General features: G+C 32.8%; 20 protein-coding genes. 16 read left to right on the top strand and 4 right to left on the bottom strand.

Features of this window, described 5'->3' with window-relative positions:
• The first annotated feature begins 66 nt into the window (after positions 1-66).
• Together EV196_RS03370 and EV196_RS03365 are read left to right on the top strand one after the other, a co-directional pair.
• Complete coding sequence (locus tag EV196_RS03370) at positions 67-552, top strand: DUF1761 domain-containing protein (protein ID WP_132214878.1); 486 nt, start codon at positions 67-69, stop codon at positions 550-552.
• 68 nt (positions 553-620) lie between these two features.
• Positions 621-1,775, top strand: a complete 1,155-nt coding sequence (locus EV196_RS03365; RefSeq protein WP_132214876.1) for a GNAT family N-acetyltransferase — start codon at positions 621-623, stop codon at positions 1,773-1,775.
• Between the two features lie 61 nt (positions 1,776-1,836).
• Here the strand turns inward: EV196_RS03365 and EV196_RS03360 are convergent, their stop codons facing one another.
• The gene (locus tag EV196_RS03360) at positions 1,837-2,763 is read right to left on the bottom strand and encodes an SPFH domain-containing protein (RefSeq protein WP_132214874.1); all 927 of its coding nucleotides are present in this window, start codon (positions 2,761-2,763) and stop codon (positions 1,837-1,839) included.
• Positions 2,764-3,065: 302 nt separating this feature from the next.
• Here EV196_RS03360 and EV196_RS03355 point away from each other — a divergent pair, with 302 nt between their 5' ends.
• A complete protein-coding gene (locus EV196_RS03355; RefSeq protein WP_132214872.1) occupies positions 3,066-4,184 on the top strand; it encodes a glycoside hydrolase family protein in 1,119 nt (372 codons plus the stop codon).
• 42 nt (positions 4,185-4,226) lie between these two features.
• On the opposite strand, the gene gltX is transcribed toward EV196_RS03355, so the two are convergent.
• A complete protein-coding gene (gene gltX / locus EV196_RS03350; protein WP_132214870.1) occupies positions 4,227-5,738 on the bottom strand; it encodes a glutamate--tRNA ligase in 1,512 nt (503 codons plus the stop codon).
• Positions 5,739-5,851: 113 nt separating this feature from the next.
• Here gltX and EV196_RS03345 point away from each other — a divergent pair, with 113 nt between their 5' ends.
• From EV196_RS03345 to EV196_RS03325, 5 genes are all read left to right on the top strand, one after another.
• The gene (locus tag EV196_RS03345) at positions 5,852-9,238 is read left to right on the top strand and encodes a DUF4175 family protein (protein ID WP_132215008.1); all 3,387 of its coding nucleotides are present in this window, start codon (positions 5,852-5,854) and stop codon (positions 9,236-9,238) included.
• Positions 9,231-9,641 carry an rRNA maturation RNase YbeY gene (gene ybeY, locus EV196_RS03340; protein WP_132214868.1) on the top strand — a complete coding sequence of 137 codons (411 nt, stop codon included), beginning with the start codon at positions 9,231-9,233 and terminating at the stop codon, positions 9,639-9,641. Before EV196_RS03345 ends, ybeY begins: the two co-directional genes overlap by 8 nt.
• A gap of 84 nt (positions 9,642-9,725) precedes the next feature.
• The gene (gene mnmG, locus EV196_RS03335; protein WP_132214866.1) at positions 9,726-11,597 is read left to right on the top strand and encodes a tRNA uridine-5-carboxymethylaminomethyl(34) synthesis enzyme MnmG; all 1,872 of its coding nucleotides are present in this window, start codon (positions 9,726-9,728) and stop codon (positions 11,595-11,597) included.
• 107 nt (positions 11,598-11,704) lie between these two features.
• Positions 11,705-12,565 (top strand): class I SAM-dependent methyltransferase, encoded by an 861-nt coding sequence (locus EV196_RS03330; protein ID WP_132214864.1) that lies wholly within the window; start codon positions 11,705-11,707, stop codon positions 12,563-12,565.
• 227 nt (positions 12,566-12,792) lie between these two features.
• Positions 12,793-13,308, top strand: a complete 516-nt coding sequence (locus tag EV196_RS03325; RefSeq protein WP_132214862.1) for an OmpH family outer membrane protein — start codon at positions 12,793-12,795, stop codon at positions 13,306-13,308.
• 61 nt (positions 13,309-13,369) lie between these two features.
• On the opposite strand, the gene EV196_RS03320 is transcribed toward EV196_RS03325, so the two are convergent.
• Positions 13,370-14,524, bottom strand: coding sequence for a DNA polymerase III subunit (locus tag EV196_RS03320; RefSeq protein WP_132214860.1), 1,155 nt, complete (start codon positions 14,522-14,524; stop codon positions 13,370-13,372).
• Between the two features lie 351 nt (positions 14,525-14,875).
• Here EV196_RS03320 and EV196_RS03315 point away from each other — a divergent pair, with 351 nt between their 5' ends.
• From EV196_RS03315 to EV196_RS03305, 3 genes are all read left to right on the top strand, one after another.
• Entirely contained in the window at positions 14,876-16,063 is a 1,188-nt protein-coding gene (locus EV196_RS03315) for a phosphoglycerate kinase (protein ID WP_132214858.1), read from the top strand.
• Between the two features lie 222 nt (positions 16,064-16,285).
• Positions 16,286-17,809: a lytic transglycosylase domain-containing protein gene (locus tag EV196_RS03310; protein WP_132214856.1), complete on the top strand. Its 1,524-nt coding sequence runs from the start codon at positions 16,286-16,288 to the stop codon at positions 17,807-17,809.
• A 25-nt stretch (positions 17,810-17,834) separates the two neighbouring features.
• Positions 17,835-18,842 (top strand): DUF4837 family protein, encoded by a 1,008-nt coding sequence (locus EV196_RS03305; protein ID WP_132214854.1) that lies wholly within the window; start codon positions 17,835-17,837, stop codon positions 18,840-18,842.
• Between the two features lie 70 nt (positions 18,843-18,912).
• Here the strand turns inward: EV196_RS03305 and tatA are convergent, their stop codons facing one another.
• Complete coding sequence (gene tatA, locus EV196_RS03300; RefSeq protein WP_132214852.1) at positions 18,913-19,092, bottom strand: twin-arginine translocase TatA/TatE family subunit; 180 nt, start codon at positions 19,090-19,092, stop codon at positions 18,913-18,915.
• A 115-nt stretch (positions 19,093-19,207) separates the two neighbouring features.
• Here tatA and EV196_RS03295 point away from each other — a divergent pair, with 115 nt between their 5' ends.
• Genes EV196_RS03295 through rfbB form a run of 5 tightly spaced genes read left to right on the top strand, consistent with a single transcriptional unit; the run spans position 19,208 to position 25,424 of the window.
• Positions 19,208-20,077 (top strand): M23 family metallopeptidase, encoded by an 870-nt coding sequence (locus EV196_RS03295; protein ID WP_132214850.1) that lies wholly within the window; start codon positions 19,208-19,210, stop codon positions 20,075-20,077.
• A gap of 1 nt (position 20,078) precedes the next feature.
• Complete coding sequence (locus EV196_RS03290) at positions 20,079-21,572, top strand: GH3 auxin-responsive promoter family protein (RefSeq protein ID WP_132214848.1); 1,494 nt, start codon at positions 20,079-20,081, stop codon at positions 21,570-21,572.
• Positions 21,573-21,610: 38 nt separating this feature from the next.
• The gene (locus EV196_RS03285) at positions 21,611-23,296 is read left to right on the top strand and encodes a DUF6909 family protein (RefSeq protein ID WP_132214846.1); all 1,686 of its coding nucleotides are present in this window, start codon (positions 21,611-21,613) and stop codon (positions 23,294-23,296) included.
• Between the two features lie 14 nt (positions 23,297-23,310).
• Positions 23,311-24,384 carry a hypothetical protein gene (locus EV196_RS03280; protein ID WP_132214844.1) on the top strand — a complete coding sequence of 358 codons (1,074 nt, stop codon included), beginning with the start codon at positions 23,311-23,313 and terminating at the stop codon, positions 24,382-24,384.
• The gene (gene rfbB, locus EV196_RS03275) at positions 24,381-25,424 is read left to right on the top strand and encodes a dTDP-glucose 4,6-dehydratase (RefSeq protein WP_132214842.1); all 1,044 of its coding nucleotides are present in this window, start codon (positions 24,381-24,383) and stop codon (positions 25,422-25,424) included. Before EV196_RS03280 ends, rfbB begins: the two co-directional genes overlap by 4 nt.
• The last annotated feature ends 2 nt before the right edge of the window (positions 25,425-25,426 follow it).

Below are 25,426 nucleotides of genomic sequence, written 5' to 3'. Positions count from 1 at the left end.
AATTAAAAATGAGTTATCTATAAAAAATTTAGCTATATTTAACACCTAACTTCAACTTTTAACAATATGGATTTTTTAAATATTTATGCAATTTTAGCGGCCGCAATTTCAGCCTTGGTGGTTGGTTTTGTTTGGTATCACCCGAAAGTATTTGGTACCGCTTGGATGCATGCAGCAGGTATAACAGAGGAACAGATCAAAGGTGGAAACATGGCTAAAATTTTTGGTTTAGCACTACTTTTTGCTTTTATGTTAAGCTTTATAATGGAAAGTATTGTTATTCATCAAGCAGGTGCATTAAGTTTAGTTGGTGGTGATTCAAGTGTCGCGTTACAATCGTATTCTGATTTTATGACGGATTATGGAAATAATTTCAGAACTTTTAAACATGGAGTTTTACACGGTGTTATCGCTGGTATTTTCTTTGCGTTGCCTGTTTTGGGTACCAATGCCTTATTTGAACGAAAAAGTGCCAAATACATCCTTATAAATAGCGGGTATTGGATAGTAACACTTGGTATCATGGGTGGTATTATTTGTGCTTGGAAATAATAATTTGTAAACTTTTAACTTATATAAAGACTGAAGTATTTTAACTTCGGTCTTTTTTATTTTTAATATTGAAATCATTTAAAATTTATTATGCGGTAGCCAACCTCCCAAATTATTGGGATAAAGTTGTTGCACACGATATTTTTCTTCAAACATCCTATTTGAAAGCCCTTGAAGATGCTTCCCCAAAAAACATTCAACTTTTTTATGTTGGAATTTTTTCTGAAGATATTTTAGTGGGAGTTGCCATTATTCAACGTGTGCAGTTGTACTTAAAAGACATGTTTAGAACCATTAACGTTTCGTGTGCAAAAGAGTTTTGTCGTGATGTAGTTTCAAAAATATTAAAAGGCAATATTTTAGTAGTTGGCAACTTAACGCATACAGGACAACACGGTGTATTTTTTCAAAAGGAAAATATATCTCAAATTGCTTATTTGAATTTGGTTTATAATGCTTTAGAAACGATTAAAAATTATATAAAAACCAATCAAAATAAAACCATACGTGCCATTATGTTTAAAGATTATTTTCTTGATGATACCATACATCTGGAACCTGATTTTTTTAACCAGCATAAATTGCATAAAGTGAATGTACAACCCAATATGATTTTAGAATTTATACCAAACTGGTTAAGTTTTAACGATTATATAAATGCACTTAATAAAAAGTATAGAAATCGATATAAAACAGCTAGAAAAAAATTAAATGGCATTACATGTACAGAACTAGGTTTAGAAGCCATTAAAACGAATTCTAAGAGCTTACACGCCCTTTATTTGAATGTTTCTAACAACGCGAAGTTTAATACGTTTATATTGCCTGAAAATCATTTTTACAGTTTAAAACTTCAGTTAGAAAATCGATTTAGAGTGTTTGGTTATTATTTGAATGAAGAACTTATTGGTTTTTTCACTTTAATAGAAAATGAAAGGCATCTGGAAACTTATTTTTTAGGTTACGATGAAGCGCATCAATATAAAAATCAGTTATATTTAAATATGCTTTATAGTATGTTGGAATTTGGTATCAACAATCAATTTAAAACGGTTGTTTATGCCAGAACTGCTATGGAAATTAAAAGCTCGGTAGGAGCTAAACCTATACCTATGGTTGTGTATATAAAGCATACCAATAGTTTTATAAATGCAGTTTTAAAACAGGTTTTTGGATTAATGAACCCAAAACAAGAGTGGGAGGAAAGGCACCCGTTTTTATAAAAAGATAAAACCCCACAAGTTTTAAAATCTTGTGGGGTTTTATATAATTTATAAAAAAAACTTATTGTAATCTCTTTTTCTCTTTAGCTTCTTTCATTGCCTCACCAATTTGGTTACTAGCAGTAAAACTTGCAAGCATTTCGTTAAGCATATTACTTCCTGCTTGTGGCGAATTTGGCATTAAAATTAGGTTACTATTAGTGTGTTGTCCAATAGATTGCAATGTATCGTAATGTTGTGTTACAACAATTAAAGCAGAGGCTTCCTGCGAGTTTATCCCAACTTTATTTAACACAAGAACCGATTCTTCTAAGCCACGTGCAATTTCACGACGTTGGTCTGCAATACCTTGTCCTTGCAAACGCTTACTTTCAGCTTCAGCTTTCGCTTTTTCAACAATTAAAATACGAGCAGCATCCCCTTCATATTGTGCGGCTGTTTTTTCTCTATCGGCAGCATTAATACGGTTCATGGCTTCTTTTACTTGGGCATCTGGGTCAATATCTGTTACAAGTGTTTTAATGATGTCGTAACCATATTCCATCATGGCATCATTTAATTCGGTTTTAACCGCAATGGCAATATCATCTTTTTTCAAGAAAACATCATCTAAAATCATTTTTGGTACCTCGGCACGTACCACGTCAAATACATAACTAGTAATTTGATCGTGTGGATAGTCTAGTTTGTAAAAAGCATCTTCAACTTTGTCTTTGATAACCTTATATTGAACAGACACTTTTAGTTTAACAAACACATCATCTTTTGTTTTTGTTTCAACAATAACATCTAATTGCTGAATTTTTAAACTTAAACGACCTGCAACTTTGTCTATGATGGGTATTTTTAATTGTAAACCTGATTGGCGAATGCTTAAAAATTTTCCGAAGCGTTCAATAATAGCCGCAGATTGTTGTTTTACTGTAAAGAAGGACGAAAATAAAATAACTAATGCTAGGAAAAGTAAGGGGATAAGATAAAGGCTCATAATAAAATATTTTAAAATGTTTATAATTGGTATTTAATAAATTAAGTTAAAGATACAATGAAAAACGTAGAACTAATCTTATTAGTAGCTATAATATATGCTTTTGTTACAAAAATTAGTTAAAATGTAATTGAGTGTGTTTTTATTAATTTAAGCAATAAAACAAGTTTTCAATAAGTTAGATATATCCTCATTTAAAATTCTTAAAATGTTTTAAGTGATTATAACGTTAAGAATGGTTTAATACCTGCTGGTTTTAAATATTTTTTTAAATTTGAAGATATGAAAAGAAGAATGAAGATATGAAAAGAAGAACATTTTTAGAAACAACACTTAAAGGGTCCGCATTACTTGCCACAACAAGTTTATGGTCTTGTGCTGCCTTTGGAAAACAACCTGAAGCTGCTTTTATAGACCGTATTTTACCCGCTCCAGTAGGCGGTGGTTTTCGTGATGATAAGTATTGGATTTGGGGTTCGTCTGTTATTAAAGGTGAAGATGGTAAATACCATATGTTTGCTTCCAGATGGTCTAAAGATGTTGGTTTTGGAGCTTGGGTAACCAATTCTGAAGTTGTTAGAGCTGTGGCAGACACACCGGTTGGTCCTTATGAATTTCAAGAGGTGGTGTTGCCTGTTCGTGGAAAAGAATTTTTTGATGGCATGTGTACGCACAATCCAAGAATTATAAAATATAAGGATAAATATTTGTTGTATCACTTCGGTACGACTTATAATTTTCCCCAACCCAATAAAGAAAACCCAAAATTTTCTAGTGAAAATTGGAATGAAGCTTGGATAAACAAACGCATAGGTTTAGCTATAAGCGACTCTGTTTTTGGGCCATGGGAACGTGTTGATAAACCAGTAATTGAACCTCGTGCGGGGCATTGGGATGCATCCATAACATCAAATCCTGCGCCAGCAGTAGATCCTAAAACAGGAAAGATATTGTTAATGTATAAATCCTCAGCGACTCCAAAACCACCGTTATTATTAGGTGTTTGTATGGCCGATAGCCCTAGAGGTGAGTATAAAAGATTAAGTGAAGAACCTGTTTTTAGGTTTGAAACCCCAGGTAATGACCACATTGATGTAGAAGATCCATTTATTTGGTGGGCTGGTGATAAATATGAAGCTGTCATTAAAGACCGCTCTGGTGAAATTTGTGGTGAAGAGGGTGGTGGCATCCACGTGTGGTCTAAAGATGGTATAAAATGGCATTTGTTCGATCAAGTAAAAGCATACAGCCGTAATGTTTTATGGGATGATGGAACGACTTCGCATCAAAATCATTTTGAACGTCCTTTTGTTTTAATTGAAGACGGAAAGCCGACTCATTTATTTGCAGCTGTAGGAAGTGGCCCCGAGGCTTGGAAATTTGAAAATACTTGGAATATGGTAATTCCTTTGAAGCATTAATTAAAAAGCCCTAAATTTTGTTTTAGGGCTTTTTTATGAATTTTATAGTTTTGTAATTAATTTTTTAACACGTTTTATAGTTTCTGTTTTCCCAATCATAAACATAATTTCAAAAACATCAGGCCCGTGTAAACCTCCTACAAGAGCAATACGTAAAGGCATCATTATTTGTCCGAACCCCACATTATTAACCGTTATCCAGCCTTTAATTTCTGTTTGTATGTTATCTATTGAAAAATCTGTGATAGTGTCTAAAACATCATTTATAGAAGCCATTAATTCGCCAGTATTTTCTTTAAATGCTTTTTTAGAAGCTTTTTCATCGTAACAATTTGGTGCAACAAAAAAGAAAGCGCTCAATTCCCAAAAATCTGAAATAAATGTTCCACGTTCTTTTATCATGCCAACTACGAGCGCAATGTAATTCACATCAATATCGGCTAATTCAGAATGTTCTTTTTTGAAAGCCTCTGCCAATTCATCATTATTCTGTTCTTGCATGTAATGATGATTGAACCATTTAATTTTATCTGGGTCGAAACGTGCCCCCGATTTATTTACGCGCTCTAATTCAAAAGCAGCAATCAATTCTTCTAAATTAAAAATTTCTTGTTCTGTTCCTGGGTTCCATCCTAAGAATGCTAAAAAGTTTATCATAGCATCTGGGAAATAACCATCCTCTTTGTAACCTCTAGAAATTTCTTCAGTAACTGGATCTGTCCATTGTAATGGAAATACAGGGAAACCTAATTTATCACCATCACGTTTGCTTAATTTTCCTTTTCCTGTAGGTTTTAAAATTAATGGTAAGTGTGCAAATTCTGGAGCTTCCCAACCAAACGCTTTGTATAATTGATAATGCAATGCTAAAGATGGTAACCATTCCTCACCACGAATAACGTGGGTAATTTCCATTAAATGGTCATCTACAATATTTGCTAAATGGTAGGTGGGCATCCCGTCGCTTTTAAACAAAACTTTATCATCTAAAACGTTGGTTTCAATTTTAATGTCGCCACGAATGATGTCTGTTAAATGCAAAGTTTCGTCTTGCGGACTTTTAAATCGGATCACGTAATCATCACCAGCCTCCAATTTAGCCTGAGTTTTTTCCGCGCTAAGCGATAACGAATTGCTTAACTTTAAACGGTTGTGCCAATTGTAAATAAAAGTTTTTCCTTTAGCTTCGTGGTCGGCTCTGTGGAAATCTAATTCTTCTGCAGTATCAAAAGCATAGTAAGCGTTTCCTGATTTAATTAATTCTTCAGCATACGCTTTATATAAATGTTTGCGTTCACTTTGTCTATAAGGTCCAAATTTCTCATTCTTGTTAATACCTTCATCAAAAGGAATTCCACACCAATTCAAAGCATCAATTATGTATTGCTCAGCACCTTCAACATAGCGATTTTGGTCGGTATCTTCAATTCTTAAAATAAAGGTTCCGTTATGTTTTTTGGCAAATAAATAGTTGAATAATGCCGTACGTACACCACCTATATGAAGGGGTCCTGTTGGGCTTGGTGCAAAACGCACACGAACTTTTTTACTCATGTTTTGTAATTTTGTTGCAAAGATACAATTAACACATAATTATAAAGGCTGTAAAAAATAAAATTGTAGTTTAGTAAGTTAATAGTTTAGCGTTGAATTAGTTTCCCCAAATGATGAATAATTTTAAAAATATAAAAACCAAATTAGAAGCATTTATAAAGCGCTACTACACTAATGAGTTGCTTAAAGGTGCTATTCTGTTTTTTGCTATTGGGCTTTTGTATTTCCTATTTACTTTGTTTATTGAACATATTTTATGGTTGAATACAACGGCAAGAACTATTTTGTTTTGGTTTTTCGTTCTAGTTGAATTGGGTTTGCTTGTCAAGTTTATTTTTATTCCTCTAGCAAAATTATTCAAACTTAAAAAAGGAATCAATTATGAAGATGCTTCCAGAATTATCGGTCAGCATTTTCCGGAGGTGAATGATAAGTTGTTGAATGTTCTTCAGCTTCAAAAAAGTACTTCGCAGTCTGAATTACTTTTAGCAAGCATTGAACAAAAATCTTTAGAACTGAATCCCATTCCTTTTAAGCTCGCTGTTAATTTCAAAAAAAATATTCCTTATTTAAAATATGCTGCCATACCCGTATTAATTTTATTGGTAATGTTCATTTTTGGAAAAATGAATTGGTTTAGTGATAGTTTAGAACGCGTTACTCATTACCGAATGGCTTATGAACCACCAGCACCATTCCAGTTTTTTGTTGTAAATGAAAATTTAAACGCTATAGAAAACAAAGACTTTAAATTGATAGTTAAAACAGCAGGCGATGTGATTCCCGAAAATGCTGAAATAATTTATAACAATGAAACCTATTTTTTAAAACAAACTGGAATTGGCGAGTTTGAATATGTCTTTTCTCAACCAAAGGAATCCATCCAATTTCAGCTAAGTTCTAATAATGTCACCTCGAAACCTTATACTATTGAGGTTGTTGAAGTCCCTTCCTTGATAAGTTTTGAAATGCAGCTTAACTACCCAAAGTACACAAACAAACAAAATGAAATTTTGAAAAGTACGGGTAACGCCATGGTTCCAGAAGGTACATACATTACTTGGAGACTTAAAACAAAAGCTACCGATAAGGTTCAGTTATTTGCAAAAGACACTGTTAATTTTTCATCAGATAAAGCCGGTATTTTTGAAACATCTAAACGTGTTTATAATAATTTGGATTATAGTCTAAGCACAAGTAACACTGCCCTTAAAAATTATGAAACCTTAGCATTTAATTTAAATGTTGTTAAAGATGAATTTCCTAATATTAACTTACAAGTTAAAACAGATAGTTTGGATTTACAAACACTATACTTCAAAGGACAGGTGAGCGACGATTACGGATTCAGCAAACTACAGCTGGTTTATTATCCCTCCGAAGATGATACCAAAAAGAAAATTGAAAGCATTTCTATTGCAAATTCTAACATTTCAGAGTTTATAACGGCATTTCCTAACAATTTACAGATTGAAGAAGGAGTTTCTTATGAATTATACTTTCAAGTATTTGATAATGATGCCGTTAATAAGTATAAAAGCGTAAAAAGTAATGTTTTTAGTTATAGAAAGCGTACAAAAGAGGAAGAAGCCACTAAACAGCTAAATTCCCAAAGTGAATCCATCAAAGACTTGAATAAATCCTTAAAGAAATTTGACGAACAGGAGAAACAATTAGAACAATTATCTAAAACTCAAAAAGAGAAATCGAATCTAAATTTCAACGACAAAAAGAAGTTAGAAACTTTTTTAGAACGCCAAAAGCAGCAGGACGAAATGATGAAAAATTTCAACAAAAAGCTCAAAGATAATTTAGAAGAATTTCAAAAGGAAAATAAAGAGAAAGATGTTTTTAAAGAAGATTTACAAAAGCGTTTAGATGAAAATGAAAAACAGTTAAAACAAGATGAAAAGCTACTGGAAGAATTACAAAAACTTCAAGATAAAATCGGGAAAGAAGAGCTTACCCAAAAGTTAGAAGATTTGGCAAAACAGAATAAAAACAAGAAACGTAGTTTAGAACAATTATTGGAATTAACAAAGCGTTTTTATGTTGAAAAAAAGTTAGCAAAACTCAAAGATGATTTGGATAAACTTGCTAGTGAGCAAGACAAATTAGCCAACCAACAAGAAGCTAAAAACGCCAAGGATGAACAAGAGGAATTAAATAAAATATTTGATGAATTTAAAAAGCAATTAGAGGAATTAAAGAAAGATGGAAAAGACTTAAAGAAGCCCATTGAAGTTCCTCAAGATAAATTATTGGAAAACGAAATTACGAAAGATCAAGAAAAGGCGACTGAAGAATTAGAAAAAAAAGAAAAGGCTTCAGACAAAAATGAAAACCAAAAAAACGCTAAGGATAGTCAAAAGAAAGCGGCTCAAAAAATGAAGAAATTGAGCCAACAAATGCAAAGCTCCATGCAAGCAGGAGGTGGCGAACAAATGCAAGAAGATGTTGAAATGCTAAGACAAATTTTAGATAATTTGGTATTGTTTTCATTCGATCAAGAAAAGCTTATGAAACGTTTTCAAATGGTTGAAGAAAACGATAATCAATATGCTTCGTTCCTTAAAAAGCAAAATTATTTAAGAGAACATTTTGAGCATGTAGATGATAGTTTGTTTGCTTTATCGCTTCGCCAACCAAAGCTTTCCGAAGAAGTAAATAAACAAATTACAGATGTGTTTTACAACATAGATAAAGCCCTGGGTTTGTTTGCGGAGAATCAAATTTATCAAGGTGTTTCCAACCAACAATTTACTATCACAGCAGCTAATAATCTAGCTAATTTTTTAAGTGATGTTTTAGATAACATGGAAGAAAACTTAAGTATGTCCATGGGTAAAGGAGGTCAAGGTGATATGCAGTTACCAGATATTATTATGAGCCAAGAGGAGCTCAATAAAATGATGGAAGAAGGTTTGAAAAAAGGTAATGAGGGAAAACCTAAAGGTGAAGGCGAAGGCAAGAAAGAAGGCGAAAAAGGCAAACAAGGAGACCATGGAAAAGAGGGCGAAAAAGAAAATAGTGGTGATGGAAAAAACGGTAATAAAACTGGCGGTGAGGGTGAAGGAAATAGTGAAGACATGAATGGATTATTATACGAAATATATCAGCAACAACAAGAGCTTAGAAATGCCTTGGAAGAGAAGTTGGCTAAAGAAGGTAAATTAGGTAACGCATCGTCTTTATTACGTAAAATGGAAGAGGTTGAATTGGATTTGTTAAACAAAGGTTTTACCAATCAAACACTTCAGAAAATGATGGATCTTAAGCATCAATTATTAAAAATGGAGAATGCTACGTTTCAACAAGGGGAGGATAATAAGCGTGAATCGAAAACCAATCAAGGAGACTATAATAACGATTCCAACAATCAAATTCCTAATGCTAAGCAATATTTTAATACGACTGAAATATTGAACAAACAAATGCTACCTTTGCAGCCAATTTATAAAAAGAAAGTTCAAACTTATTTTAAGCAAAGCAATGATTAGTTTTAATTACGAAACAACCTTTTCATTAGACAATGAAGAGCAATTATCTGAATGGATTAGTAGTGTAATTTCAGAAGAAAAGTGTCAGTTAGAAGAGATTAATTATATCTTTTGTGATGATGAATATCTTCATAAATTGAATGTTCAATTCCTTAATCACGATACGCTTACAGATATTATAAGCTTTGATTATTCCATTGGTAAAAACATACAAGGGGATATTTATATTTCGGTTGATAGAGTAGCAGATAACGCTAAAGATTTTAATGTGTCTGTTCTCGAAGAATTAATGCGCGTTATGGTTCATGGCGTATTGCATTATTGCGGTTACAAAGACAAGTCAGTTACTGAAGCTAAGTTGATGCGTGACAAAGAAAACCACTACCTAAAGCAGCTAGCTTAATATTCAGCAAATCAACGTATATTTGCAAATTCAAAAATCAAATTTAGTTAATGTTCCACGTGGAACAATTCAATAAATCAAGTTATGTTTAATGATGTTTATGATGTTATAGTTGTTGGTGCTGGTCATGCTGGAAGCGAAGCCGCTGCGGCTGCTGCCAACATGGGAAGCAAAACATTGCTTATCACAATGAGCCTGCAAAACATTGCGCAAATGTCTTGTAATCCTGCTATGGGAGGTATTGCGAAAGGCCAAATTGTTCGCGAAATTGATGCGCTTGGTGGATATAGTGGTATCGTTTCTGATACCTCTGCTATACAGTTTAAAATGCTTAATAAATCCAAAGGACCTGCTATGTGGAGTCCGAGAGTTCAGAGTGACCGTATGCGATTTGCAGAAGACTGGAGATTGATGCTGGAAGGGACTCCGAATTTAGATTTCTATCAAGAAATGGTTTCTGGTTTATTAGTTGAAAATAGAAAAGTTGTTGGTGTTAAAACGGCGTTAGGAGTTGAGGTAAAAGGCAGGTCTGTTGTGTTAACTAATGGTACTTTTTTAAATGGATTGATACATATTGGTGATAAGAATTTTGGAGGTGGTAGAGCAGGTGAAAAAGCCGCAACAGGTATTACGGAACAGTTAGTGAGTTTGGGTTTTGAATCTGGGAGAATGAAAACGGGAACGCCTCCACGAGTAGATGGTCGTTCGTTGGATTTTTCTAAAATGATTGAACAGCCTGGGGATGAAAATCCAGAGAAATTCTCTTATTTGGACGTTACTAAACCATTGGTAAAACAACGGTCTTGTCACATGACTTACACAAGTGAATTGGTTCACGATTTGCTGCGTGAAGGGTTTGATAGATCACCTATGTTTAATGGTCGAATTAAAAGTTTAGGGCCTAGATATTGCCCTTCTATAGAAGATAAAATTAATCGTTTTGCAGATAAAGATAGGCATCAATTGTTTGTTGAGCCAGAAGGTTGGAATACTTGTGAAGTTTATGTAAATGGCTTTTCAACATCACTTCCGGAAGACGTTCAATTTAAAGCCTTGCGTTCTGTTGTTGGATTTGAAAACGTGAAATTTTTTAGACCAGGTTACGCTATCGAATATGATTATTTTCCACCTACTCAATTAAAACATACTTTAGAAACTAAGCTGATAGATGGTTTGTATTTCGCTGGTCAAATTAACGGAACAACGGGTTATGAAGAAGCAGCTTCTCAAGGTTTGATGGCTGGTGTTAATGCCAGTTTGAAAGTACATGATAAAGATCCTTTTATTCTAAAAAGAGATGAAGCATATATAGGTGTTTTGATCGATGATTTAATTACCAAGGGGACAGAGGAACCTTATAGAATGTTTACATCTCGCGCAGAATATAGAACCCTTTTGCGTCAAGATAATGCGGATATTCGACTAACACCAAAAAGTTTTGAGTTAGGTTTGGCAAGTGAGGCGCGTATCATTAGAATGGAGGAAAAGCATAATGCGGCTGAAAAGTTTGTTGAGTTTTTTGCTGAAACAAGTATTAAACCAGAAATAGCCAATCCTGTTTTGGAGTTAAAGGATTCTTCTCCAATTAGGCAATCAGATAAGATGTTCAAGATTTTTTCTAGACCAAACATCACTATTGATGATATGCGTAAATTTGAAAAAGTTGAAGCTTACATACAACATAATAATTTGGATATTGAAGTTATTGAGCAAGCAGAAATTCAAGTTAAATATTCTGGATATATTTCGAAAGAAAAGAATAATGCTGATAAATTGAGTAGGTTGGAGTATGTTAAAATACCAGAAAATTTTGATTATTCTCAAATTAAATCTATGAGTTTTGAGGCGCGTGAAAAACTGAAAAAAATACAACCTGCAACGGTGTCTCAAGCTTCAAGAATTAGCGGTGTTTCCCCTAACGATATCTCAGTATTGCTGGTTTATATGGGGCGTTAAATTCCTGAAAAGAGTAAAATTTTAGTTTTAATCCATTTAAAAACTAAATATTATACAAACGTTCCACGTGGAACGTTTGTAGTTTTTTTTAAAATATTTGTGTATTCGTGACAAAAGAAAATTCAAAATCGCCATTTGTAAAAGTAAAAGATCATTCCGTTTCAGGAGAACTGTTTAGTTTAATTGAAAACGAAACATACGGGTTTTTGGAAACAACGCCCCAGCCATCTTCTGAATTCCTACCCGATTATTATATAAGTGAAGATTATATTTCGCATACCGATTCCAAAAGAAATATTTTTGAAAATGTGTACCACTTGGTTAGAAAAATTTCTTTAAAACAAAAGCTTAAACTCATCAATAAGTTTTCATCTGAACAAAAAACGCTTCTCGATGTGGGATGTGGTACGGGCGATTTTTTGCAAACGGCGCAACAAAATAATTGGATGGTTTCTGGAATTGAACCTAACCAAGAGGCGAGAAGTATTGCTAACAAAAAAACCTATAACTCTGTTTTCGATACAGAACAACTTTTAAAATTTGAACCTAAAAGTTTTGACGCTATTACGCTTTGGCATGTATTAGAGCATTTGCCAAATTTAGAAGAACATATTCAAATTTTAAATAAATTATTAAAACCTAATGGTGTTTTAATAATTGCAGTCCCAAATTATAAAAGCTACGATGCCACTTTTTACAAAGAGTATTGGGCGGCTTTTGATGTGCCCAGACATCTATGGCATTTTAATAGAACGTCGATATCTAAATTGGTTTCTAAAATTTCTATGAAAGTAGTAAAAATAAAACCCATGTATTTTGATGCCTTTTATGTAAGTCTTCTTTCTGAAAAATATAAAAATGGCAAAATGAATATTTTAAAAGGCTTTTGGGTTGGTTTGCTGTCAAACTTAAAATCTTTGTCAACAAAAGAGGTTTCTTCCTTAATTTATGTCATTAAAAACTATTAAAATCAATTTTAAGGCGTTTTAAGCTTTGTTTTGCTCTGAAATTGTATAATCACCACCGTAAATTTTAAAAATTGATTTAAACGGATTTATGAGTCTTATTTTTGATAAGAAAACCTTATTAACGTAAATAATTATCATAAATTAAACTTATATAATAAAATCAAACAAATTTTCAACTTAAATATAGTTTACTTTATTACTTTTGCTCGTGTTATAAAATTATACAAATGAAAAATATATTTTACGCAGTAGCGGTTATGTTGGCATTTACTTCTTGCCAAGAACAAGCAAAAATTGGATTTGTTGATAACGGAACAGTTATAAACGATTATCAAGAAAAAAAAGATGTGGAAGCTAAATACCAAGCTAAAGAAGAAGCTTTTAGAAAAAAAGCTGATAGTGTTGGTCAAGATTTTCAATTAGAAGTTCAAGAAACCCAATTAACAGCTCAAAAATCATCTCAAGCTAAAGCTCAAGAATTAATGGGTGGTTTGCAACAAAAGCAACAATTGCTTCAACAAAAAATGCAAATGGAGCAACAACAATTACAACAAGAGTTTCAAGCTGAAATTGATTCTGTAATTAGTAAAGTAAAAAAACACGTTAAAGAATACGGAAAAAGCAATGGCTACACATACATTTTAGGTACTAGTGACGCTGCCGCTACTGTTATGTACGGCGCTGACGATAATGATTTAACAAAAACTATTTTAGATGCCTTAAACAAGGAGTACAAAAAATAGTATTGAAACTTATAAATTTAAAAAGCCTTGAAAATTCAATTTCAAGGCTTTTTTTATGATTTTATTCAGCTTTTTTATGCAATAACCGTGTCAATTTAATAGATAAATCGGTTAAAATTATTTTAGAATTCCCATTGCGTTCAATATGGTAAATAGCGTCTTGCAGTTCGTCGCTTATTTCCATAATGTTATTACCATGTATAAAAGGCGCAAAATTTTCAAGTTTAAATTTATCGGTTTTGGGCTCTAAAAAAACCAAATCGGTGGCATTATAATTAAGTAACAAGGCTTGTCTAAAAAAATCTAAACAGAAATTAAGAAACTGTTTCTGTGTTTCTCTGCCTGTTTTGGAAATATCATCGCTCCAAGAAATTAAATCGTGAATGGCCGCTTTGTTTCCTTTCGCTTTAAAAGCACTTCGAATCCAGAAAATAAACCAAGTTTCAAACTGTAAATCTTCAGAATCTTGATATACTAAATCGCAAGCTTTATTATAATTTCCATTAGCTTGGTGCGCAATTTTTGAAGCCACAGTAGTCTCTAAACTGTACTGTTTTATCAAACCATCTTTAACAACAGCTTCGGCCAAAGGTGGAAAATGTAATACTTGGCAACGCGAACGTATGGTGTTAATTATTTGTTGCTCATCTTCGGCAATTAAAATAAAAACCGTTTTATTGGGCGGCTCTTCAATAAGTTTTAAAAGCTTATTCGCGGCAGCTGTGTTCATTTTTTCTGCCATCCAAATAAGCATCACTTTATAACCACCTTCATAAGCTTTTAAAGACAGTGCTTTTACAATATCTTGCGCCTCATCAACCCCAATTTGCCCTTGTTTATTGTCAACTCCAAGCAATTTGTACCAATCAAATAAATTTCCGTAAGGTTGTTCCTTTAAAAGTTGGCGCCATTCTTCTAAATAATGACTAGAAACAGGATGACTTTTAGCCTTATCACTTGTAGTAACGGGAAATGCAAAATGCAAATCTGGATGCGAAAAATTCTTGAATTTTATGTTGCAGGCTTCGTTACCAGAATTATTTTCTCCATTAATATTGCCACACAAAATATATTGCGCATAAGCAATTGCCATGGGCAATGTACCGCAGCCTTCTGGTCCCACAAACAATTGTGCATGCGGAATGCGTCCATTATCAACACTTTGTGTTAAATGTTTTTTTAGGTGTTCTTGCCCAAGAATATCTGTGAATTGCATAAACAAACCTACACAATTTTTACAACATGGTAAAACACAATTTTAGTATAATGGGCGTTACCACAAGGGTCGGGTTTTCCGCTATATCTTTTGGTTTTTTTAAATTACAAGGGCTCAATACACTCTTAAAAGCTTAAAAACTTTTTTATAAGTCATGTCTTATCAAAGAAAAGCAAAAGGATGCCGCTTCAACCCCTAACGCACCTATTTATTTAGTTAATAGCTATGCCCAAAAGTAGGCTTACTTAAAAAAAATTAAAGCTATATCGTTTTCGTTTAAAAACAGGTTTTATAGCATATTTTAATTAGTTACATTTGTATTTAAATACTTAAAAATAATACATATATATAATGAAAACGCTTAACGATTTTAATTTCAAAAACAAAAAAGCATTAATTCGTGTAGATTTTAATGTGCCTTTAAACGATAAGTTTGAAGTAACCGATGATACCAGAATAGTATCTGCAAAACCAACTATTATTAAAATTTTAGAAGACGGTGGAAGCTGTATTTTAATGTCACATTTAGGACGTCCAAAAGGAGTTCAAGATCAATTTTCTTTACGTCATATCGCTAATAAAGTTGAAGAAATTTTAGGAGTTGAAGTTAAGTTTGTAGATGCTTGCGTAGGTGAAAAAGCTGAGGCTGCGGCTGCTAGTTTGCAACCAGGGGAAATTTTGTTGCTTGAAAATTTACGTTTTCATAAAGAAGAAGAAGCTGGTGATAAAGCATTTGCAGAGCAATTATCAAAACTAGGCGATATTTATGTAAATGATGCTTTTGGAACGGCTCACAGAGCACATGCTTCAACCACTATTGTTGCTCAATTTTTTCCTAATAATAAATGTTTTGGTTATTTATTGGCTCAAGAAATTGAAAGCATCAACAAAGTATTAAAAGATGGTGAAAAACCCGTTTTAGCTGTACTTGGAGGTGCTAAAGTGTCTTCAAAAATAACTATTATCGAAAACATATTAGATGCTGTAGATCACTTAATAATTGGTGGAGGTATGGCATTTACCTTTATTAAAGCGCAAGGCGGAAAAATAGGAAACTCTATTTGTGAAGATGATAAACAAGAATTAGCTTTAGAAATATTAAAACAAGCCAAAGCTAAAAATGTACAAGTGCATATTCCTGTTGATGTTATTGCGGCAGATGCTTTTAGTAACGATGCCAACACGCAAGTTGTTGATATTAATGCAATTCCAGATGGTTGGGAAGGTGTTGATGCGGGACCAAAATCTATAAAACAATTTCACGACGTTGTTATGAAATGTAAAACGATTCTTTGGAATGGACCTCTTGGCGTTTTCGAAATGGAAAGTTTTGCAAAAGGAACTATTGAATTAGGAAATTCTATCGCAGAAGCTACTAAAAATGGTGCATTTTCTCTTGTTGGTGGTGGCGATTCTGTTGCTGCTGTAAAACAATTTGGATTTGAAGATAAAGTGAGTTACGTAAGTACCGGTGGAGGTGCTATGTTAGAAAGTTTAGAAGGTGTTGTTTTACCAGGAATTGCTGCTATTTTAGAATAAGCTTTTTAAATTCAATTAATAATTAGCCACAAGTATATGAGTGTTTTTATTCATGTATTTGTGGTTTTTTATTTTAAAATGTTCAATATATCCGATGAAATGTATTAAAATCCGACGTTTTGCACCTTTTTTTATTAGATAAATGAAATTAAGTTTTTATTTTAACTTAAAAAATACGATTTTAGCCATAATATCGTTCAATATGACCAAATGAATAGATTTATGACGTTTAGATTTTTTATATCGCTAGCACTTTTTAATGTTACTTTGTGCTTTTCACAAATGCAAGATTCTATTTCTGCAAAAGGAAATACGAATGATTTAAAACACATTGAAACCCAAAAGGATAGTCTTTTAATTGAAAAAGTTGAGGATGATTTAATCGCTGCCGATTTTGACCAAAAATGGTTAGAAGAATTATATAGTAATTCGCTTTACGATACTATTTATAATTCCATTACAGAACTTACTTTTGATGAAGTGGAATACCCCGAACTTTCAACTGAAGTTTTAAAAACAAGACTAGCAGATTTAAGTTCAAAAACACCTTTTAATGTGGAATATAATCCTGGTTTAGAAAGTGTTATAAAATCCTATTTAAAAAACAGAAGAGGTAGCTTGCAAAAACTTATTAATTTAAGTGCTTTTTATTTCCCCATGTTCGAGCGTGAATTAGATAATTATGATTTACCTCTTGAAATTAAATATTTAGCCATTGTAGAATCGGCACTGAAACCCAGAGCGAAATCCAGAGTAGGCGCTACGGGCTTATGGCAATTTATGTATAGTACAGGCAAAATGTACGGATTGGATGTAAGCAGTTATGTTGATGAGCGTAGCGATCCCATAAAATCTACCGAAGCTGCTGCAAAATATTTATCAAAACTTTACGAAATTTTTGGAGATTGGGATTTAGCACTTGCTGCTTACAATTCAGGCCCGGGAAATGTAACCAAAGCCATCCGTCGTTCTGGAGGGTATCAAAATTATTGGAATATTAGGCATAATTTACCTCGCGAAACTGCAGGATATTTACCAGCTTTTTTAGCAACGATGTATATTTTTGAGTATGCTGAAGAACATGGTTTTACAAAACCAAAACCAGAAGTCGCTTATTTTGAAACCGATACCATACGCGTAAAACAAATGATTACACTCGATCAAATATCGGAAGCTACGGGTGTTGAAATGGAAGAACTTCAGTTTTTAAATCCTTCATATAAATTAGATATTATCCCTTTTGTAAAAGGTGAAAACTATACACTTCGTCTACCCAGAACTATTATTGGTGATTTTGTAACAAACGAAGAGCAAATATATCAGCTTGCTAAAACAGAATTTGATAAGCGCGAAAAACCCATGCCTCAATTTTTTGACGCGGATACAAAAACGACCCATAAGGTTCGTTCTGGTGAATTTTTAGGCTTAATTGCTAGAAAATATAGTGTTCGTGTAAGCGATATAAAAAAGTGGAATGGTTTAAGAAGTAATAATTTAAAAATAGGGCAGCGTTTAACTATTTATCCGAAAAACGGAGCCGTTTCAGCGACAGTTTCAACTAATAAAGCGACTACTTCTAAAGTGGTTTCTGCTAGTTCAAAAATATATACAGTAAGAAGTGGGGACTCATTATGGAGCATCTCACAAAAATTTTCTGGAGTTTCTGTTCAAAATATTAAAGATTGGAACGGTATTAGTGGTAGTAAATTAAAACCAGGAATGAAACTTAAAGTATCTAAAAGTTAAAACTTCCAAAAACCTAATTTAAATTATGCGAAATATTATTTTTTCAGCAGCTTTACTGTTTTTATTTGTTTCCTGTGGTGACAAAAAATCATCCGATGATAAGATGCTTTTAGATTCATCGGGAAGCATCAACAACGTATCTGTTGTTGTAGACAATGAATTGTGGAACGGTAGCGTAGGAGACGCTATTAGAAACGTGCTTACAGCACCCATTTATGGCTTACCGCAGGATGAGCCTATGTTTACCATTAGTCAAATTCCACCATCAGTTTTTACGGGTTTCGTAACAAAAAACAGAACCATTTTAAAAATTGAAGTAAGTAAAGATGCTGGTATGGAAATAAAAAACAATGTATACGCCCAGCCTCAAAAGGTCATTATAGTGTCAGGTGCATCAAGAGAACAACTTGTGGAAGCTATAAATGATAATGCAGCAAAAATAGTTAAAACCTTTAAAAGTGAAGAAATTGCTGAGAGACAGCGACAAATGGCCAAATCGCCTCATAATTTTACCTCAATTCAAGAAAAATTAGGCTTTACTATTCAATTTCCTTCAGCATATAGAATTAAAAAATCTAGCGATAATTTTTTCTGGATGAGTAAAGACATTACCACTGGAACTACCAATTTATTGTTTTTCACAGTGCCTTTTAATAATATTAAGCGAAACGATAGTTTGGTGAATCAAATAATAAAAATTAGAGATTCTGTAGCAAAAGAGCAAATTAAGGGAAGACAAGATGGCGATATAAAATCAAACGGTGAAAAAGTTGAATCTTATATGACTACTGAAAACATGTATGCTCCTTATGTTCATGAAACTATAATTGATAATAAGCCAGCCATTGAAACTAAAGGATTATGGGATTTAAAAGCAGATTTTATGGGAGGACCATTTATAAATTACGCTATTGAAGACAAAATAAATAAAAGATGGGTAATTGTTGAAGGGTTTGCATTCGCACCTTCGGTAGAAAAACGCAACTACATGTTAGAGCTAGAAGCTATAATTAAATCGATTAAAATTAATTAGAATACGATTTATAAAACAAAAAAGACCAACAAGCTGTTGGTCTTTTTTGTTTATTTCAAAAGAAGATGAATTACTTTTTATCCTCTTTTTTATCGTCTTCTCTACTGGCATCTTTAAATTCTTTAATACCGCTTCCTAGTCCTCTCATTAATTCAGGGATTTTCTTTCCTCCAAACAATAATAGAACAACCACAACAATTAGTACAATTTGCATGGGACCAATAGCTAGAAATATACCTAATGAATTCATAATTATTAATTTTATGATGCAAAGTTAATAATTAAAGTTTAATAAAATCGTTTTAAGCATAACTTTAGCATAAAGCAACCACTCTTGACATAATTTTATTTAATTTTGCTTTAAGATGAACACAAAGAAACCTGAAAAAAGAAAAATAAAACGGAAATTACTCGATAAGTACCGATTGGTAATACTTAACGAGCATACGTTCGAGGAACGCTTATCGATTAAATTAACACGCTTAAACGTATTTGTTCTAGCTTCCTTAACGGCCATTATTTTAATAGCAGGTACCACCATGCTCATTGCTTTTACCACGTTAAAAGAATATATACCTGGTTACTCTTCTGCGTCATTAAAGAAAAAAGCAACCGAACTAAGTTATAAAACCGATTCATTACAACAAGTAATAACCATGAACGATCGGTATTATGAATCTATAAAGAAGGTTTTACAAGGTGAAGTGAGCACGGTAGATTTTTCAAGGGATTCTATTATTCAAGCAGTAAAATTAGAAGCAAGTGAAGTAAACTTAAACCCAACTGCTGAAGATTCTATTTTAAGACAAAAAGTAGATAAAGAAGATAAATATAATTTGTTTGAGTCGGCAACATCTGCATCCAATTTCATATTATTTCCGCCTGTAAATGGAACAATAAGTGAACAATATAATGTAAAAAACAAACATTATGCAGTTGATATTGTGGTTGCCAAAGGAACACCCATTAAAGCAACTGCCGATGGGATTGTTATATTTGCAGAATGGACCGCCAATACAGGTTACGTTGTAATTATTGAGCATAGTTACGGGTTAATTTCAGTTTATAAACACAATTCTGCCTTAGCAAAAACGCAAGGCGATTTGGTAAAGGCAGGTGAGGTTATTGCATCTGCAGGAAATGCAGGAGAGCTTTCTAGCGGTCCGCATTTGCATTTCGAACTTTGGAACGATGGTTACCCAATAAACCCAACAAACTTTATAGATTTTAAATAAGATGATGTCAATAAAATCGGCTTTAGCAAAACCCTTTGCAAAACGTGTGCATTATACAGTTCAAAAGTGGGCCAAAAAACCTTTTGAAACCCAAGAAAAGGTGTTTCAAAACCTAATTTCAGAGGCGGCTAGTACGCAGTTTGGTAAAGACCACGATTTTATAAGTATCAATTCTCATGAAGATTTTGTAAAACGTGTACCCATTCGAGATTATGAAGATTTAAAACCATATGTTGAGCGCGTTGTTGCAGGTGAAGAAGATATTCTTTGGAAAGGAAAACCTATTTATTTTGCTAAAACCTCGGGGACAACGTCTGGTTCAAAATACATCCCTATTACAAAAGAAAGTATGCCCTACCATGTAGAAGCTGCCAGAAATGCTATTTTATTGTATATAAATGAAACAGGAAATAGCAAATTTGTAGATGGTAAAATGATTTTTCTACAAGGAAGCCCCATTCTTAAAGAACAAAATGGCGTTCAATTAGGCCGACTTTCGGGTATCGTAGCACATTATGTTCCTAAATATCTTCAAAAAAACCGATTACCATCATGGGAAACCAATTGTATAGAAGATTGGGAAACAAAAGTTGATGCGATTGTTGAAGAAACGCTTCCGGAGGATATGACGATTATATCGGGTATTCCATCGTGGGTCCAAATGTATTTTGAAAAAATTCAGCAAAAAACAGGTAAAAAAGTAGGTGACGTTTTTAAAAATTTCAACCTTTTTATTTTTGGAGGTGTTAATTATGAACCCTATCGAGCAAAATTTGAAAACTTAATTGGAAGAAAAGTTGATAGTATAGAATTGTACCCAGCAAGCGAAGGTTTTTTTGCATTTCAAGATAAACAGCAAGAAAAAGGCATGTTACTTCAATTAAACTCTGGTATTTTTTACGAGTTTATTAAGGCTGATGAATTTTTTAATGAAAACCCAAAAAGGATTACCATTAAAGATGTAGAGATTGGCGTAAATTATGTGATGATTATTTCAACCAACGCAGGCCTTTGGGCATATAATATTGGCGATACGGTAGAGTTTACTTGCACAAAACCATTTCGTGTTATTGTTTCTGGACGCATCAAACATTTTATTTCCGCTTTTGGAGAACATGTTATTGGCAAAGAAGTAGAACAAGCCATGCAAGAAGCTGTATTAGGCTCAAATATTCAAATTTCAGAATTTACGGTGGCGCCTCAAATTAACCCAAAAGAAGGATTGCCTTTTCATGAATGGTTTATAGAATTTGAAAACGAACCTGATGATATTTCAGCGTTAGCTAGCAAAATAGATGTTTCACTTCAAAAGCAAAATAGTTATTATTTCGATTTAATTCAAGGCAAGGTTTTACAACCGCTTAAGATAACCAAAGTGAAAAAAGATGGGTTTCAAGAGTATATGAAATCTGTTGGGAAATTAGGTGGGCAAAATAAGCTGCCAAGACTGTCTAACGACAGAAAAATAGTTGCGGGTTTACCACACATCAATTAAACTAAAAAGTAGTACATTTGGTGCGTTAAAAAATGAGTATGAGTAACAAAAAACATCACGATAGAACGCGAGCCCAAGAGAGTTCGAACGCCATTGAGCGGATGTATATAACGATGCGCCATTTATTTAATAGAGGCTTTTACAAACCTATGGGTATTTCGGGCGAAACGCTTCGCCAATCCTTACTGCTTTTACGACCAGAAATATATGGTTCTATAGGAGAAGAAAAGGCCGAATTAGAAGGCTTGCTTTATGTTATTGATAGGCTTCCCATTGGGATTGAAGAGTGTACGTTTATTAATTTAACGAGTGACGAGGGGTATTCCAACTCCCATTTCAAAGCTATAATTCCAGAAAAAAGAAGACGTAATTGCTACAGAATTGATGCAGAGCAAATGAATATCGAAATCACGCGCGGACGTTCTGAAATATATGATATTTTAACCCACATCACTTTTATTTTTATTGAATCGCACAAAATTAGTAATCGTGTTTTAATTGATGAAAGCGGAGCAACTACTAGAGATTGGACAAAACTTGAAAAAGCCGTTGCATCAAAAAAGAAATTAACGCAAGAGGAGCGTGAAATAGCGATTACACATACGGCCAATATTTTAGGACGAACGTTTAACGAATTGAGAGCTGCTTATCAAGATTTTGCTACACCAGAACAACCAGAACGCTTACTGCATATTGTGTATTGGTTAGGAAAACTAGCCATAGAAGAGCAAATAAATAATAACAAACGTACCGTAACGTTTAGCCCAGTTTTAAGAGAACGACTTGGTCACCACATACATGGCGAAATTTGGGCAGATGCCATTAAGGACGTATTGTATAAGAATGAATTGTTGGAGAGACCCATACATATCATCAGTGCCAATATGCATAGTGTTATGAATACACTGTTTTCATCATCAATTTTAAAAACAGTACCATCAAAAGATATTTATAGCGTTTATGAGTCATTAAGTAAAAAGGAGAACAATGATTTGCGAAGTAAAGTAACCAAAGAAGCGTTGCAAAATGGTATGATTTATATTGAAGATACTTCGGGTACCAAAATAGATGTTCAAATTTTTGACACCAGTAAAATAGATGTTTCAAAATTAGATATTCAAGTGGACGAAAATCTGATAAAATCTAAAAAACCGGTTATTTTGGTTATGGATTATGCTTTTGGAGAACAAGCATACGAAACTATTGATGAATTACTAAAACCTTATAAAATAAAAGGGAGTAAAATTCATTTGAACATAGATTCTATTTCCATAATGGGAAAAGCGGGCATTTTAGAAGGAGGAAAAGGAGATATCATGATACCAACAGCTCATATTTTTGAAGGTACAGCTGATAATTATCCATTTCATAATGAATTATCTAAAGATGACTTAGAGGACAATGGAATTGATGTTTATGAAGGCACGATGATTACCGTTTTGGGAACTTCACTACAAAACAAAGACATTTTAAAGTTTTTTTACAACTCTACATGGCGTGTTATTGGATTGGAAATGGAGGGAGCACATTATCAAAAAGCCATACAAGCAGCATCAAAAGTAAGAGGCAGTATTAGTCCTAATGTAAAAGTAAGGTACGCTTATTATGCTAGCGATAATCCTTTAGAAACTGGAGCTACACTAGCCTCTGGCGGTTTAGGAACTACAGGTGTAAAACCAACGTATTTAATAACAAGAAAAATAATTGAACAAATATTTAATTAATAATACTTTATAATATGAGTAACGATTTACCAAAACCACAACAATCTGAAGAAGTAGACTTAGGGCAATTATTTAAGCTTATAGGGAATGCTTTTGATCGTTTTTTCCGTTTCATAGGTAATATTTTTAAAACCTTGTTTTTAGCTTTTGTTTGGTTTGTGTTTTTTATAAAAAAGCATATTATAAAGTTATTTATTGCCGGCTTTATTGGGGTTCTGCTAGGATTTTCACTTGAAACGGCTTTAGAACCTGTATATAAATCCTACGCTACCATTAAACAGAATTACCAAACAGGTGAAAATTTATATAATTCTATAAGCTATTATAAAGATTTGGTAAGACAGAAAGATATTAATACCCTAAAAAAATCCTTAAATATTGAAGAAGCTGAAGCGGCATCAATTTTAGATTTTGAAATAGTGCCTATCTTAACAGAAAACGAAAAAATACAGAATTATGATACTTATATCAAAACATTAGACTCTATGGTTGCATCAAAAGTAACCTATGAAACTTATGTTGCTAATTTTGAAGATTATAATTATGAATATCAACAAATTGCTATTAAAGCAAAAGCTAGAAATAATTTCAAAAAAGTATTTGATAAAATAATTGAAAATATTGACACTAATGAGTTCTTTAAAAGAGAACAAAAAAAGGACTTAACAGAACTTAAAAATCAAGAGTCTTCATTAATAGAAGCATTGAACCAATCCGATTCCTTACAAAGTACATACAAGCGTGTATTAGAAAAGGTATCTGGAAAAGAAAATGGAGGACAAACAAGTATCACTATTGAAGGTTCTACACAAATAGACAAAACAAAAGAGTTTGATCTATATAAAAGCGATCTAGAACTAAGAGAAAAATTAGTAGAAAATAGAAGAAAACAAGCCGATAAAGAATTTGTTATAGAAGTAGTGTCTAGCAAGCAAGAAAGTGGTATTATAGACAAAACTAAAAAGGTTTTTGGCAAAACAGTTACTAATAAAATGTTTTATGCTGTTGGTATTGTATTGTTAACTCTATTAGTTTTATTAAGCTTAGAATTTATTAAATTTTTAGAGAAATATAAAACAGATAAATGAAAATATTAATTACAGGAGGTGCGGGATTTATAGGTTCTCATGTGGTAAGGTTATTTGTTGAAAAATATACAAACTACCATATTTTTAACATTGATCTACTAACTTATGCAGGTAATTTAGAAAATTTAAAAGATATTGAAGGCAAGCCCAACTACACGTTTATAAAAGGGGATATTACCAACGAAGTTTTTATAAACGAATTATTCGAAAAGCACAAGTTTGAAAAGGTTATCCACCTAGCCGCGGAATCTCATGTAGATAGATCAATAAAAGATCCATTAGCTTTTGTAAAAACAAACGTAATAGGTACCATGGTTCTTTTAAATGCGTTTAAAAACACTTGGAAAGACAGTTTTAAAGATAAACTATTTTATCATATTAGTACCGATGAGGTTTATGGTACCTTAGGGCAAATTGGCTTGTTTACAGAAACAACGGCTTATGATCCTAATTCACCATATTCTGCATCAAAAGCTAGCTCAGACCATTTTGTAAGAGCCTATGGGGAAACGTATGGTATGCCTTATGTTATAACAAACTGTTCTAATAATTATGGGCAAAATCAATTCCCTGAAAAGTTAATTCCGCTGTTTATTAATAACATAATACATAATAAACCGTTACCTGTTTATGGAGATGGAAATTACACTCGAGATTGGCTGTATATAAAAGATCATGCGGTAGCTATTGATTTAGTTTTTCATAAAGGGATTAACCATGAAACCTATAATATTGGTGGTTTTAACGAGTGGAAAAATATTGACTTAGTTAAGTTGTTATGCCAACAAATGGACGAAAAACTAAATAGACCAAAAGGAACATCAGAGAAGTTAATAACCTATGTAAAAGACCGTCCTGGGCATGATTTAAGATATGCTATTGATGCTTCAAAAATAAACAAGGAATTGGGTTGGAAACCATCCGTAACTTTTGAAGAGGGCTTAAATAAAACTATTGATTGGTATTTAAATAATGAAACATGGCTAAATAATGTAACTAGTGGCGATTATCAAATGTACTATCAAAAACAATACAATTAAAA

Origin of the sequence: Mariniflexile fucanivorans, assembly GCF_004341235.1 — a bacterium.
GTDB lineage: Bacteria > Bacteroidota > Bacteroidia > Flavobacteriales > Flavobacteriaceae > Mariniflexile > Mariniflexile fucanivorans.
The sequence above is the reverse complement of the archived record's forward strand: the minus strand, read 5'-3'. Positions and strand labels throughout refer to the sequence as shown.

Excerpts from the sequence above, each read along its gene's own strand:
- EV196_RS03325 (WP_132214862.1), top strand. The coding sequence starts at position 12,793 with ATGAAAAATATATTTTACGCAGTAGCGGTTATGTTGGCATTTACTTCT.
- EV196_RS03290 (WP_132214848.1), top strand. The coding sequence starts at position 20,079 with ATGATGTCAATAAAATCGGCTTTAGCAAAACCCTTTGCAAAACGTGTG.
- EV196_RS03285 (WP_132214846.1), top strand. The coding sequence starts at position 21,611 with ATGAGTAACAAAAAACATCACGATAGAACGCGAGCCCAAGAGAGTTCG.
- gltX (WP_132214870.1), bottom strand. The coding sequence starts at position 5,738 with ATGAGTAAAAAAGTTCGTGTGCGTTTTGCACCAAGCCCAACAGGACCC.
- EV196_RS03360 (WP_132214874.1), bottom strand. The coding sequence starts at position 2,763 with ATGAGCCTTTATCTTATCCCCTTACTTTTCCTAGCATTAGTTATTTTA.
- tatA (WP_132214852.1), bottom strand. The coding sequence starts at position 19,092 with ATGAATTCATTAGGTATATTTCTAGCTATTGGTCCCATGCAAATTGTA.
- ybeY (WP_132214868.1), top strand. The coding sequence starts at position 9,231 with ATGATTAGTTTTAATTACGAAACAACCTTTTCATTAGACAATGAAGAG.
- rfbB (WP_132214842.1), top strand. The coding sequence starts at position 24,381 with ATGAAAATATTAATTACAGGAGGTGCGGGATTTATAGGTTCTCATGTG.
- EV196_RS03320 (WP_132214860.1), bottom strand. The coding sequence starts at position 14,524 with ATGCAATTCACAGATATTCTTGGGCAAGAACACCTAAAAAAACATTTA.
- EV196_RS03345 (WP_132215008.1), top strand. The coding sequence starts at position 5,852 with ATGAATAATTTTAAAAATATAAAAACCAAATTAGAAGCATTTATAAAG.
- mnmG (WP_132214866.1), top strand. The coding sequence starts at position 9,726 with ATGTTTAATGATGTTTATGATGTTATAGTTGTTGGTGCTGGTCATGCT.
- EV196_RS03305 (WP_132214854.1), top strand. The coding sequence starts at position 17,835 with ATGCGAAATATTATTTTTTCAGCAGCTTTACTGTTTTTATTTGTTTCC.
- EV196_RS03355 (WP_132214872.1), top strand. The coding sequence starts at position 3,066 with ATGAAAAGAAGAACATTTTTAGAAACAACACTTAAAGGGTCCGCATTA.
- EV196_RS03310 (WP_132214856.1), top strand. The coding sequence starts at position 16,286 with ATGACGTTTAGATTTTTTATATCGCTAGCACTTTTTAATGTTACTTTG.
- EV196_RS03295 (WP_132214850.1), top strand. The coding sequence starts at position 19,208 with ATGAACACAAAGAAACCTGAAAAAAGAAAAATAAAACGGAAATTACTC.
- EV196_RS03280 (WP_132214844.1), top strand. The coding sequence starts at position 23,311 with ATGAGTAACGATTTACCAAAACCACAACAATCTGAAGAAGTAGACTTA.
- EV196_RS03370 (WP_132214878.1), top strand. The coding sequence starts at position 67 with ATGGATTTTTTAAATATTTATGCAATTTTAGCGGCCGCAATTTCAGCC.
- EV196_RS03315 (WP_132214858.1), top strand. The coding sequence starts at position 14,876 with ATGAAAACGCTTAACGATTTTAATTTCAAAAACAAAAAAGCATTAATT.